Here is a 13,090-nt window from a genome sequence, read left to right on the forward strand (position 1 = left end):
GCGCAGCGGCCCGCGGCTGCTCCCCGAAGCGGCCGCGGGCCCCCGCGCGAAGTCGGCAACCGTGCGGGGACGGTCACGTTCCGGTGGGGGTGCACGCCCGGCCGGAACGCGGCACGCGGCGGTGCCGGAGGACGACCCCGAGCCCTCGTCCACGTCTTCGAGTCGACCGGCGGACCCGGGGCTCGCGCTTCGGCCGGACGGCCGGTTCCCACGGTGCACCCTCGGCCGAACGGCCGAAGCCAGGGGTCGGCTACCGTCGGTCCATGGGCTTCGTCATCTTCATGACCCTTCCCGGGCTGGCTCTGGTGCTCACCGCCGTGGCCTTCCTCGACCTGGCACTGGTCCGCGCCGGACGTGCCGGGCTGCTGCCCTGGCGCTGGAACGGCCGGCAGGGGCAGATATCGGCCACCGGCTTCGAGCAGTTGCACGCCAGCTTCTCGCCGGGCAAGCAGAACGAGCTCAAGGAGCGGCAGAGCGCCCTCGTCATGCGCGACGACGAGGAGGACGGCGCACCGCCGCGCACCCGGGTCGATCTCGACGGCGGACTCGCCGTCATCCGGCTGCCCGGCGTCGGCGCCGCCACCGCGTCCGCGTCCGCTACGCGGAACAGCGGTACGTGAACTCCACCGAGGCCGTGCGCTGTCCGGGCGACACCAACCGGAGCTCCGCCCTCGCCGGGTAGTTCCCCGTGCCCCGGAAGGTCCACAGCAGGTGCAGCCGGGCCTCCCGCTGCCCGCGCGGCACCCGTTCGGTCAGCTGCTCGGACTGCGTGCCGTCGCTGCGCACCCATCGATAGGTGAGGGTGCCGGGGCGCCCGTTGGTCGCCACGACGGCCACCACATCGGCCGCCGCATCACAGGCCGGGCCCTTGGGATCGGTGCTCACGGCCACGTCCCGGACCTCGATGCCGGGCCCGAGCCGCTGCCACCCGAGGTATACGAGTACCGCGGCCAGCACGACCGCCGCGAGGGTGTACCGCCGCAGTCCGGCCCACCGGCGCCGCCGGGGCGGCTGCGCGCCGACCACCGCCGCCTCGAGGGGGAACGGCGCAGGCATGGCCGCGGTGACCCCGGGCCCGAACCGGAGCACGGAGCCCTCGACCCGGTCGGGAGCCACCGGTTCGGGAGGCATCCTCTTGGTCGTGGCCGGGGGGCCGCTGAACCAATGGCTGCCGAGGACGGTGGCGCTGTAGTCGTCGCCCTCGGGGGCGCCGGAACCGCTCATCGGGGTACCTCCTGGCAGCGCAGCAGGTACTGCGAGGCCGACGCGGACTTGTTTCCGGCCGTGGGCTTGGTGGTGACCCGGACGCCGCCGTAGCAGCCGCGGTCGCGGGTGAAGGTGTGCGACCTGACCACCGGGGCGGTCGAGCCGGCCTGCACCACGAACGAGTCGGTGCCGTCGGGGACGGAGTAGGAGCCCTGTGCACCGCCCAGGAACCACTCCACCACCACGGTCACCGAACCGGTTCCCTGGCTGGTGACCGAGATCGTCGCGTCGCCGCGGTAGACCCCGGTCCTGAGCGACACGGCGACGTTCGAGACCTTCAGCGTGGGCGTGGGCGTGGGAGTGGGCGTGGGCGTCGGCGTCGGGGTGGGCGGCCAGCTCACCGTCGGCTTCGGGGTGGGGCTCGTCGACCACGACGGTGACGCGGACGGTGAGGTCGATCCGGACGGCGAGGGGCTCGGGGACGCCGAGGGGCTCGGACTCGGCGAAGGGGAGGCGGAGTCCGTCGGGTTCGGGTTCGGGCTCGGGGAGGCCGAGCCGGGAGGGGCCGCGCTCGTCGTGGCGAAGGAGCTCAGCGCCGAGGCGCCGCCCGGGGACGCGCCGATCGCTTCCGTCGTCAGGACCAGTACGGCCCCCGTCACCAGCGCCACGCCCGCCGCGAGCCAGCCACGGCGGCCCGGTGCCCAGCCCGAACCGCTGGGCACCGTGGTGGTGGCCACCGCCGTGGTACCCGCCGCCGCGCCGCCCGCCGAGGGGAACAGCAGCGGCAGCAGCGCGGCCAGCGCCGCCAGCTTGCGCTGCCCGCGCTCCTCCCATTCGGGCCCGTACGCCGCCAGCGCGACCCCCTCCAGCTCCGCGACGAACGCCTCGGCGTTCTCCGGCCGCTGCTCCGGTGCCTTCGCGAGGCCGCGCCGGATCAGCGGGCGCACGGGCTCCGGCGCCTCGGTCTCCGGCACCGGCGCCTCGATGTGCTGGACGGCGAGCTCCGCGAAGTTCTCCCCGTCGTACGGCTTGCGCCCGGTGAGGCACTCGAAGAAGGTGGCCGTCGCCGCGTACACGTCGGCCGCGGGGGAGGCCGGCCGGCCCTGCCACTGCTCGGGAGCCATGTAGGCGGGGGTCCCGGCGACGCCGGGTGTGCTGCCCCGGTTCGCCGCGATCCCGAAGTCCACCAGCTTCGACGAGCCGTCCGGTGCGACCAGCACGTTCTCCGGCTTGTAGTCCCGGTGGACCACGCCCGCCCGGTGCGCCGCCGCGAGCCCCAGCAGGGACCCCTTGAGGACCACCAGCGCGGCCTCCGCGTCGGCCTGCCCGGACTGCTTCAGCAGCGCGCGCAGCGAGATTCCGTCCACCAGCTCCATGACGATGGCCGCGCCGCCGGACGCCTCGACGTACTCGTACAGCCTGACCACGTACGGGGTCTCCAGCCCGCCCAGGAGGCGGGCCTCGGCCCGGAACTCCCCGACGAACGCAGGGTCCTGGCGCAGCCGGTCGCTGAGGTACTTCACCGCGACCGGCGTGCCCGTGCCGTCGTGGACGGCGAGCACCACGCGGCCGCTGCCGCCCGAACCGAGCTCCCGGACCTCGGTGTAACCGGGGACCGACCATGCCGCCCGCGTGTCGTTCATCGTTCCTGCCCCCTGCCTGCTGTGTGGCGCCGCTGTTCCGTTCGGACGACCGGTCCGGGACCGGCAGTCCACCGGCCCTCCCCGGACCGGACGCCACATGGGACGTGGTTTCCGCCGTGGCCGGTTCCCGACCACGGAGGGTGTCTCAGGCCGCGGCCGACATCGCGCCGATCATGGCGTGCAGCCGGTCGGCCGCCGCCCGCCCGAAGGCCGGATCGTTGATGTGCGTGTCGTAGTCGAAGAGCCGGGCGGCACTGCCCCGCAACCCTTCGCGCAGCGCCGCGAACAAGGCCCGGTCCGCGCCGGGGTCATGGTACGGGCCGCCCGGCGCGCCCAGCGTGGACAGTCCACGGAGCGGGACGCAGACGGCCGTGGGGCCGCTCGCGGCGCGCAGTTTCGCGGCGACCCGGCGGCCGAGCTCCGCGCACTCGGCCGCGGTCGTACGGGTCACCGTGATGGACGGGTTGTGGACGTGGACCCCCCGGTCGCGGATCCGCCGGGGAAGGCTCTCCAGCGGGCCGAATTTCACCATGTCCAGTGCCCCCAGGCTCACCACCTGCGGGACTCCCGCCCGCCCGGCCGCGCTGAGCCGGTCGGGGCCGGCGCTGAGGATGCCCCCGCACAGCTCGTCGGCCAGCTCGCTCAGGGTGAGGTCGAGGACGCCCGCGAAGACCCCCTGCCCGGCCAGCGTCTCCAGGGTGCGGCCGCCGGTGCCGCTGACGTGGAAGACCAGCACCTCGTAGCCGAGTTCCGTCAGCCGCTCGCGCGCCGCGTCCACACCGGCCGTGGTCACGCCCGCCATGCTCGCCGCGACCAGCGGGCGGCTGCCCGCGCCCAGCACGGGCGGGCGGCCCTGCGGGGAGGTGCGTCCGTAGGCCCGGGCCATCCCGGCGATCGCCGCCACGGCGTTCGCCAGGACCGGTGCGGAGATGCTGTTGATCCCCGCGATGTCCACCACGCTGTACATCATCGTGATGTCCGAGGAGCCCACGTAGGGGCGGACGTCCCCGGACGCCATGGACGAGACCATCAGTTTCGGTACGCCCAGCGGCAGGGCGCGCATCGCCCGGGTGGCGATGGAGGTGCCGCCGCTGCCGCCGATGGCCAGCACCCCGTGCAGCCGGCCCTCGGCGTGCAGGCGTAACAGGGTCGCCTCCGCGCCCCTCGCCATGGTGGTCACGGCCGCACCCCGGTCGGCGGCCGTGCGCAGCTGGGACAGTTCCGTGCCCGCGGCACGGGCCACCTCGTCCCGCGGGACATCGGCGGGCACCCGGGGCTCGCCCATGATTCCTGTGTCGACCAGTACCACTTCGACGCCGGCGCGCAGCAGCCTCTCGCGCAGCCAGCCGTACTCCACACCCTTGGTGTCCAAGGTTCCCACCAGCACGACGTTGGTCATGTGTGCAATGTCCATGCAGGTAAGGGTGTTGGCAAGTGCAAGTGTGGGTCAAACCTTCAGGAGCACCAACAGCCTCTCCAGGAATGGGAGTTGGGAGGGAATCAGCATGTTTTCCGCCAGCGCTGGAGCAAACCAGGCCACCCGGTCCAGCTCCGGGAACTCCTGGACGTTCCCGGAGTGCGGCGGCCACTCCATCGTGAAGGTCCCGGGAACCATCAGCGCGGGGTCGAGATCCGCCTCCACCGCCCAGATCGTCACCAGCTTTCCGCTGGTCAGCCGTACCTCGCCCAGCGGTAGGTACTCGCCCTCCGGCGGCGGCAGCCCGATCTCCTCGGTGAACTCCCGGCGGGCCGCGTCCCGCGGGGTCTCCTCCGGTCCGTATTCACCCTTGGGGATGGCCCATCCCCCCGCTTCCTTGCCGGACCAGAGCGGGCCGCCCATGTGGCCGAGCAGGACCTCGACACCGGGCGCCGGCTCCGGGCCGGTCCGCCGGAACAGGAGCAGTCCGGCACTGCGTTTGTGCGTCATGGGTACATCCATGCCCCGTACGGACCCGGGCCAGTGATCCGCGGTGCGCGTGCGGCGCGTCAGTGGTCGTGCGGGCCCTGCCGATGGACCGGACCGTGCGCGTCCGCGCAGTGCGCGTCGGGCGGGCTCCCCCCCGCGCGGCCGACCGTGAGGAGGGATTCCTGCGCGTGGTCCACCTGGAGGGTGGTGTGGGTGATCCCGTACTCCTTCTCGAGCAGCCGCTCCAGGTCCCGGCGTACGGCGTGGCAGTCACCCGCCGGCTCCACCAGTACGTGCGCGGAGAGCGCGGCCTGGCCCGAGGTGATCGTCCAGATGTGCAGGTCGTGCACCTCGGTGACGGGCGGGTGCCCGACGAGGCGGTCGCCGACCGCGTCCGGGTCCACATGAGCGGGCGCGGCCTCCAGGAGTATCCGGCCGGACTCGCGGATCAGCCCGTAGCCCGCCTTGAGCATCAGCACCACCACGACCAGCGTGGCGATCGCGTCCGCCTGCCGGAAACCGGTGGTCAGCACGATCACGCCGGCGACGGCGGTCCCGATGAAGGCGAAGAGGTCGTTCAGGATGTGCTGGTAGGCGCCTTCGACGACGAGCGCGGAACGGTTGGCCCGGGAGATGCACCAGGCCGCGGCCACGTTGACGGCGATGCCGGCGAGCGCCGTCACCACCACCAGACCGCCTTCCACCGGCGGCGGGTCCATCAGCCGCCGCACCGCCTCGTACGCCAGCCAGAGCCCCAGCAGGATCAGCGTCAGGCCGTTGGCCTGGGCGGAAAGTATCTCCGCCCGCTTGAGGCCGTACGTGAAGCCGCCGCGGGCGGGCCGCGCGGCCAGCCGCATGGCGATCAGCGCCAGGACGATCGAGACGGCGTCGGTCAGCATGTGGGCCGCGTCCGAGATCAGGGCCAGTGAGTTGGCCATGACGCCGACGACGACCTCGATGGCCATGAACCCGCCGATCAGGGCGAGCGCGATCGCCAGCCAGCGGCGGTCGGCGTCGGCGGACACCCCGTGGCTGTGCCCTCCGGGTCCGTGCCCGTGCCCGTCGCCCCCGTGCCCGTCGTGCGCGTGGTCGTGCCCACTCATGGCGTCCCCCGTCTCGTCGCGGCAGCCGTGTGTTCGGTGCCGTCGCGTGAAGTGAAGCGCACCCCGGCGAGATCGGCAAAGGCTGCAACGGGGACCGTTGTCATTACCCATAAGAGGCCTCTGACCTGCGGTGATGTCCGACCGGTGCCGGACCTTCCCGATCGTGGGAAAATCTGGTCATGGTCCAGCGCCCCGGAGTGCCGACCGCGCCCCAGCTCGTCCTCGTGACCGACTGGGGCGCCACCGAGATGGCCCCCGACCGGATCTACCACGTCGGTCGGGACCCCCTCTGCGAAATCTGTTTCGACGATGCCCGCGTGTCCTGGCACCACGCGATCCTGCGTCCCGACGGCGACCACTGGACGCTGGAGGACGAGGGCAGCACCAACGGCACCTGGGCCGACGGCCACCGCATCCACGAGTGGAGCGTCGGCGTCGGCACCGAGCTGCGCTTCGGCAGCGTCGACGACGGACCGCGCGCCGCGGTCGTCGGCCCCGCGCCGCCCGCAGCGTCCCCCGAACCGGACGGCGGCCGCCCGTCCCGGATCTCGAACGCGGCGATGACCGGCACCTTCCGGCAGCCGACGACCGTACGCCCGCTGCCCGTCCGCACCGCCGTCCGCATCGGCCGCGCCCCCGACAGCGACCTCGTCGTCGACGACCTCACGGTCTCCCGCCGGCACGCCGAACTGCACGCCCTCGCCGACGGCAGCTACCGGATCGTCGACCTCGGCAGCCACAACGGCACCTACCTCAACGGCACCGCCGTGCGCGGAGCCGCCCCCCTCGCCGAGGGCGACATCGTCGGCATCGGCCACTCCGTCTTCTGCCTCGTCGGGGACCAGCTCCAGGAGTTCGTCGACACCGGAGAGGTCTCCCTCGACGTCCAGGACCTCACCGTCACCGTCGACAACGGGCGCAAGACCCTCCTCGACGGGATCTCCTTCCCGGTCGGCGTGAAATGCCTGCTCGCCGTCGTGGGCCCCAGCGGAGCCGGCAAGTCCACCCTGCTCGGCGCACTGACCGGCCTGCGCCCCGCCGACCGGGGCACCGTCCTCTACGACGGGCGCGACCTCTACCGCGACTACGCCGAACTGCGCAGCCGCATCGGACTCGTCCCCCAGGACGACATCCTGCACACCCAGCTCACCGTCCGGCGCGCCCTCACCTACGCCGCCGAACTGCGCTTCCCACAGGACACCGCCGAGGCCGAACGCCAGGCCCGGGTCGACGAGGTGATCGGTGAACTCGGCCTCGAACAACGCGCCGACCAGCCCATCCACAGCCTCTCCGGCGGACAGCGCAAACGCGTCTCCGTCGCCCTGGAACTGCTCACCAAGCCCTCCCTGCTCTTCCTGGACGAGCCCACCTCCGGCCTCGACCCCGGCATGGACCGCTCGGTGATGAACATGCTGCGCGACCTCGCCGACGACGGCCGCACGGTCATCGTCGTCACCCACAGCGTGCTCAACCTCGAAAGATGCGACCGCCTCCTGGTCCTCGCGCCCGGCGGGCGCATCGCCTACTACGGCGCCCCCGGGGAGGCCCTCGCCTTCTTCGGTTTCGAGCAGTGGCCCGAGGCCTTCGAAGCCTTCGAGAACGACCGTGCACGCGACTGGGCCGGGGAGTACCGCGACTCGCCCCTGTACCGCCGCAACGTCGAGGTCACCGCCGGCCGGCCACCGCTCACGGCCCAGGCCGAACGGGCCGCCGGCGTCCCTCCGCAGCCGGCCCACAAGGCCCAGAGCTGGGGCTCCCAGCTCTCCACGCTGATCCGCCGGTACGCCGCCGTGCTCAGATCCGACCGGACCTTCCTGGTCATCATGATCGGGCTGCCGTTCGTGATGGGAGTCATGACCCGCGCGCTGTCCGGCAGCGCCCTCACCCTCGACACCGCGCTGAACGCCCTGTTCATCCTGTGCGTGGGCGGAGTCTTGATGGGCGCCGCGAACGCGGTGCGCGAACTCGTCAAGGAACGCGTCATCTACCAGCGCGAGAGATCCGTGGGCCTGTCCCGCTCGGCCTACCTGATGTCCAAGGTGGTGGTCCTCGGCGTGGTCACCGTCGTCCAGGCCGTGGTCCTCACCGTGGTCGGCCTCGCCGGCGTCAAGACCAACGCCCCCAACGGCCGGGGCCTCTTCATGCCCCCGCTGATCGAGATCGCCCTCGCCGTCGCCCTGCTGTCCGTCACCGCGATGCTGCTCGGCCTGCTGATCTCCGCCCTGGTGACCAAGGAGGAGGTCACCATGCCGCTGCTGGTCCTCCTCACGATCGTCCAGGTGGTCTTCTGCGGCTCCCTGCTGAAACTCACCGGCGTTCCCGTCATCGAGCAGCTGGCCTGGTTCGTTCCGGCCCGGTGGGCCATGGCCGCGATGGCGGCCACCATCGACCTCGGCGCGATCATGCCGGGCACCATCACGGAGGACCCGCTGTTCGATCACGAGGCCCACCTGTGGCTGATCGAGATGGGCCTGCTCGTCGCCCTGGCCGTGCTGTTCGGTCTGCTGGTCTCCCGGCTGCTGCGCCGCCACGAGCCGACCATCATGCGGAAGTAGACTTCATGAGCAGCTCGACGGGACGCCCAGGAGGCGAGGTGGAGGACTTCACACCCACCCACGTGGTGCCGCAGGAGGGCCTGTCCGCCTGGGAGGGGCCCGACGTCAGCCGGCCGACGGTGCCCCTCGACGCCTTCCTGCCCGTGCAGCTGCTGTCCCGCCGCGGGGAGTGGGGGGAGGTCCTGTGCGCCAACGGCTGGTCCGCCTGGGTGGACGGGCGGCTGCTGGTCGCCGTGCCCCGTCCGCCACCGACGGCCGGGGGAAAGCCCCCGGTCCGCTCCGAGGACCCGAGGCCGCTGCTCACACGCGGCGCCGAGACCCTGGAACGCTACCGGCAGGCCGTGGACGAGCTCGCCTCGGGACGCATCGACATCGATGCCTTCCGCCGTTCGGTACGCGGCCTGCGGGCGGGCGTGGTCATCGACGGCGAGTCGGTGTGGCTCTACGACGAGAAGTCGGGCCGGTGGCTCTACGACGACGGGGACCGGATGTCGACCTTCGCGGTCGTCGCCGGGCCGGGCAGCCCGCCCGGCCCCGCGGCGCCGGCAGCCGCACCGCCACCGCCGCCGCCCGCGGACACGGATCCGGACGGCCGGGCCCCCGTACGCAGGGAGCCGACCCCGACCGACGTGGTCGGGATCCCGCGCGAAGGGGCGGGGGAGCGGTCCGACCGGGCGGTGGCCCATGACCCGACGCGGATCGTCGACACCCGCGACCCCGGAGGCGGCTGACGGTGGCCGCGGAGCGGGCGGAGTCCGCCGGCGGGTCCCCCACCGACCTGCGCGGGACACAGATCGCCGGGTACCTGGTGGAGAGCGAGATCGGGCGCGGCGGGATGGCCGTCGTCTACGAGGCGCGGGACCTGCGCCTCGACCGCAGGGTGGCGCTGAAGCTGCTGGCCCCCGAGCTGGCCCGGAACGACACCTTCAGGCAGCGGTTCGTCCACGAGTCGAAGGTGGCCGCGACCATCGAACACCCGCACATCGTGCCCGTGTTCGAGGCGGGGGAGGCGGACGGGCTCCTCTACATCGCCATGCGCCTCGTCGAGGGGCCGGACCTGCGCGTGATGCTGGACCGGACGGGCCCGCTGCCCGTGGAGACGGTCGCACGGATCGCCGGCCAGGTGGCGTCCGCGCTGGACGCGGCCCACGCACACGACCTGGTCCACCGTGACGTGAAACCGGGCAACATCCTGATCGCCGCGGGCACGGACGGGGACCACCCGGAGCACGCCTATCTCACGGACTTCGGTCTGACGAAGAAGTCGCTGTCACTGACCGGGTTCACGACCGACGGGCAGTTCGTCGGGACCGTGACCTACGTGGCGCCGGAACAGATCTCCGGCAAGCCCGTGGACGGCCGGTGCGACGTCTACAGCCTCGGGTGCGTCGTCCACGAGGCCCTCACGGGGGAACCGCCGTTCCAGCGGGACGACGACATCGCCCTGCTCTGGGCCCACCAGTACGACCCGCCGCCGGCTCCGAGCGCGCTACGGCCCGGGCTGCCGCAGGCCGTGGACGAGGTCGTCGCGAAAGCGCTGGCCAAGTCGCCGGACGACCGGTGGAACAGTTGCCTGGAGTTCACCGGCGCCCTGCGGCGGGCGGGCGAGGGGGCCGGGCCCGGGACGGGAGCCGAACCGCCGGTGACGGGGCCGGCCGGGGAGGCCGCGCGGGCGGCCGCGGACGCACGGGACGCGTTGCCGGCCCCGCCGCCGGTGCCCCGATGGGCGCTGCCGGTGTTCAGGTGGGGCGGGGCGGGCTGAGGAGCCCGCTCGGCTCAGGAGCCGCCTCCTCGTACCCCTACTGCTCAGGGTGGGTCGCCGCGGACGGCTCGTCGACCCGGCCGCGGCGGTGCAGCGGACGGGCCAGGAGGGCGCCCAGGAAGCCCGCCACCGCGCCCCACAGCAGGCCGAGCCCGACGTTGCGCCACAGGACGGGCTCCAGCCGGACCTGGCCGCCGAGGCCGTCCACGTCACCGATGCCGAGCAGGGAGAGCCCGAACTGCGCCTGGATCCGGCCCAGCAGGCAGACCGTCAGCGTCGCCAGGGCCAGGGCCACACCCAGGTGGAGCGCGTGCTGCCAGGCGCGGACGTGGGCGGGGGAGCGTACGGCGGCCAGCACGCCCGTGCCGAGCAGCAACACGGCGGCCACCGCCACCAGCCACCACGCCCGGGAGTCCTGTTCGGCGAGCGAGGCCACATCGAACCGGGACGGGTCGGAGCCGCGCAGGACCCCGTCCAGCAGTTGTGGCATCGGCAGCCCGAAGGGCCCCTCGACATTGCCCTCCCAGGCGCCGCCGAAGCCGAGGGTGAGCGCGAGCCAGACCAGGTTCGGCAGCCCGAGCAGGATCACGGCCAGGGTCCGGTCGGCGTGGCCCTGGGTGGCGGCCACGACCACGCCGACCCCGATGCCGAGGACGACGTAGGCGAGGAGCAGCAGCATCGTGGCGAAGGCGGCCGGGCGCAGCGCCGAGTGGAAGCGGACCAGCCGGGCCGGGAGCGGGGCGCGGCGCGAGACCAGCAGGGCGATGAGCAACAGGCCCAGGATCCACAGCAGTCCGTACAGGAGGGTGCTGGGCAGATCGACCTGGAAGCCCACGGTCGGCGCGGCGTCCAGGAGTTCGGTGATCGTCCCGATGGGGGAGTCGCCGGTGGAGAGGCCGAAGGTCGCGCGGGCGAGGAAGGTGACACAAGTCAGCGCGACGAGCCACAACAGGACCAAGGGGACAGCCCGGCCGATGAGTTCGCGGGGCCGGGCCACCGCCCGGTTGTGCAGGGGGCGCAGGAAGAGGTAGCCGGTCGTCAGGGCGCCGGCCAGGCTCACCGAGAGGGGGACCACCGACAGGCTCGCGTCGGCCCCGGCCAGGGAACCGGCGCCGCCCGACACCTCCAGCACACCACCGGCCGCCATCACCACGACCGCCGCGACGACGTGCGGGAAGGCACCGCCCGGCAGATCGCCCGCACCGGCGCACAGCAGCCCGGCGGCGGCGACCACTGCCATGACCACGAAGCCCGCGACGACGGCGACGAGGGCGTCGCGCCATGCCCTCGCAGAGCCCCCCGACGATGACGATCCCGGCGTCTGACTCACCCTGCCACCGTGACACTCCCGGCTTGCGGCCACCACCCGGACGGCGCACACAATGGTCCCCGGGGAACTCACTCCTCCTGGGAAGAAGAGCCCGTGACCACACAACCATCCGGCCGACCGCCGTCCTCGGAACGCCCGACCGGGCCGCCTTCCGGCCCGCTCTCTGGCGGGCAGCAGGGCCCCCCGCCTCCGCCGCCGCCCGCGCCGCCGGGTGGGCCCGGAGGCCAGGGCCAGGGCCCCGCCAAGGGGCCCTGGTGGCGATCGGTGCCACGGCTCGTCACCGCGCTCGTCGCGGTGGTGGCGGTCGTGGCCCTGGCCGTGGTCCTCACCCGCCCCACCGGGACGTCCAACAACGCCGGTGGCGAGGTGTTCCTCCAGCCGGCGGCCGCCTCCGGCCCCGACCCCTTCACCGAGTCCGTGGCAGTGAAGGAGACGCCGCCGCCGGTGAGCCCGACGCCGGAGAGCCGGCCTCCCTCTCCCCGGGGCACCGGGACCGCCCCGGTCAGCCCGAACGCCAGCCCGACCGCGCAGGTGGGCACCAGGAGCGTCAGCGGCTCCGCGCCGGGCGTGTACACGGGCACCAGGAACACCGTCAGCTGCGACGTCGAGCAGCTGATCGGATCGCTGAACGCGGACCCCGCCAAGAACGCGGCCTTCGGCTCGGCCTTCGGCCTCCAGCCGGCCGCCGTGCCCGGCTACCTCCGCTCGCTCACGTCCGTGCAGCTGCGGATGGACACCCGGGTGACCAACCACAGCTACCGTGACGGCAAGCTCGTGCCCTACCAGGCCGTGCTCCAGGCCGGGACGGCCGTCCTGGTGGACGACCGGGGCGTACCGCGGGTGCGCTGCGCGTGCGGCAACCCGCTCGGTCCGCCGGTGCCGCTGAAGGCCAACCCGAAGCGGTTCGGCCAGACGTGGCCCTCCTACCAGCCGGCGAAGGTGGTGGCCGTCGCCCCGTCGGTGACCGTCATCAACAAGATCGTGATCTACGACCCCCACAACGACAGCTGGTACGAGCGCCCGAAGGGCGGTCACCAGGGCAAGCCGCGGCCCGACAGGCCGATACCGCCGCCGCCGCTCCCGACACCGCCGTTCACGCCGACCCCGTCCGTGACGACCCCGAGGCCGTCCGGCACGTCGCCGAGGCCTTCGGGCACCTCGCCGAAGCCCTCGGGCACGTCCCCGACCCCGACACCGTCCGGCACCTCGCCGAAGCCCTCGGGTACCTCTCCGACCCCGACGCCGTCCGGCACGTCGCCGAAGCCCTCGGGAACGACCCCGACCCCTTCGCCGACGACCGGCAAGCCGTCGGAGACGCCGTCGAAGTCGCCTTCCGGGTCGCCTTCGGAGTCACCGAAGAAGTCACCCTCCGAGTCACCGTCGCCGGCACCGTCCGCGTCACCGTCGAAGTCGCCCGCGGCGTCACCGCCCCCGTCACCGTCGCAGCCGCCGTCCGCGTCACCGTCGAAGGCGCCCTCGGAGTCACCCTCCGACAACAAGTCGCCCACGCAGACCCTTTCGAAGCCTCCGGCCGAGACGCCGGCACAGTCAACGGCGCCGAAGACCGCGTCTCCGCCGCCCGTGT

Annotated in this window: 10 protein-coding genes and 1 pseudogene; 5 read left to right on the plus strand and 6 right to left on the minus strand. The window is 73.2% G+C overall.

Annotation, left to right across the window (positions count from 1 at the left end; all coding sequences use genetic code 11):
- Window positions 1–263 precede the first annotated feature (263 nt).
- The gene (locus OG373_RS34465) at window positions 264–620 is read left to right on the plus strand and encodes a DUF6191 domain-containing protein (RefSeq protein ID WP_405442465.1); all 357 of its coding nucleotides are present in this window, start codon (window positions 264–266) and stop codon (window positions 618–620) included.
- On the opposite strand, the gene OG373_RS34470 is transcribed toward OG373_RS34465, so the two are convergent.
- From OG373_RS34470 to OG373_RS34490, 5 genes are all read right to left on the minus strand, one after another.
- On the minus strand, window positions 598–1,224 hold the full coding sequence (locus tag OG373_RS34470) for a hypothetical protein (protein WP_405442467.1): 627 nt from the start codon (window positions 1,222–1,224) through the stop codon (window positions 598–600). The two genes, OG373_RS34465 and OG373_RS34470, sit on opposite strands and share 23 nt — an antisense overlap.
- Window positions 1,221–2,849, minus strand: a complete 1,629-nt coding sequence (locus tag OG373_RS34475; protein ID WP_405442468.1) for a serine/threonine-protein kinase — start codon at window positions 2,847–2,849, stop codon at window positions 1,221–1,223. Before OG373_RS34475 ends, OG373_RS34470 begins: the two co-directional genes overlap by 4 nt.
- Window positions 2,850–2,994: 145 nt before the next feature.
- Complete coding sequence (locus OG373_RS34480; RefSeq protein WP_405444304.1) at window positions 2,995–4,248, minus strand: Tm-1-like ATP-binding domain-containing protein; 1,254 nt, start codon at window positions 4,246–4,248, stop codon at window positions 2,995–2,997.
- Between the two features lie 48 nt (window positions 4,249–4,296).
- Window positions 4,297–4,776 (minus strand): NUDIX domain-containing protein, encoded by a 480-nt coding sequence (locus OG373_RS34485; RefSeq protein ID WP_405442470.1) that lies wholly within the window; start codon window positions 4,774–4,776, stop codon window positions 4,297–4,299.
- 59 nt (window positions 4,777–4,835) lie between these two features.
- The gene (locus OG373_RS34490; RefSeq protein WP_405442471.1) at window positions 4,836–5,858 is read right to left on the minus strand and encodes a cation diffusion facilitator family transporter; all 1,023 of its coding nucleotides are present in this window, start codon (window positions 5,856–5,858) and stop codon (window positions 4,836–4,838) included.
- Between the two features lie 179 nt (window positions 5,859–6,037).
- On the opposite strand from OG373_RS34490, the gene OG373_RS34495 reads away from it, so the two are divergent.
- From OG373_RS34495 to OG373_RS34505, 3 genes are read left to right on the plus strand one after another with little or no spacing between them, the layout of a single operon-like run.
- Window positions 6,038–8,413, plus strand: a complete 2,376-nt coding sequence (locus OG373_RS34495; RefSeq protein ID WP_405442473.1) for an FHA domain-containing protein — start codon at window positions 6,038–6,040, stop codon at window positions 8,411–8,413.
- A gap of 5 nt (window positions 8,414–8,418) precedes the next feature.
- Window positions 8,419–9,144: a hypothetical protein gene (locus OG373_RS34500; RefSeq protein ID WP_397733888.1), complete on the plus strand. Its 726-nt coding sequence runs from the start codon at window positions 8,419–8,421 to the stop codon at window positions 9,142–9,144.
- 2 nt (window positions 9,145–9,146) lie between these two features.
- Window positions 9,147–10,175 carry a serine/threonine-protein kinase gene (locus OG373_RS34505; protein ID WP_405442475.1) on the plus strand — a complete coding sequence of 343 codons (1,029 nt, stop codon included), beginning with the start codon at window positions 9,147–9,149 and terminating at the stop codon, window positions 10,173–10,175.
- Window positions 10,176–10,212: 37 nt separating this feature from the next.
- Here the strand turns inward: OG373_RS34505 and OG373_RS34510 are convergent, their stop codons facing one another.
- Window positions 10,213–11,505, minus strand: coding sequence for a streptophobe family protein (locus OG373_RS34510; RefSeq protein ID WP_405442476.1), 1,293 nt, complete (start codon window positions 11,503–11,505; stop codon window positions 10,213–10,215).
- A 93-nt stretch (window positions 11,506–11,598) separates the two neighbouring features.
- Here OG373_RS34510 and OG373_RS34515 point away from each other — a divergent pair.
- Window positions 11,599–12,921, plus strand: a pseudogene (locus OG373_RS34515) (DUF6777 domain-containing protein); the annotation flags it as partial.
- Window positions 12,922–13,090 lie beyond the last annotated feature (169 nt).

The organism is Streptomyces avidinii, assembly GCF_045161815.1.
In the GTDB taxonomy this organism is placed as follows: Bacteria; Actinomycetota; Actinomycetes; order Streptomycetales; family Streptomycetaceae; genus Streptomyces; species Streptomyces avidinii.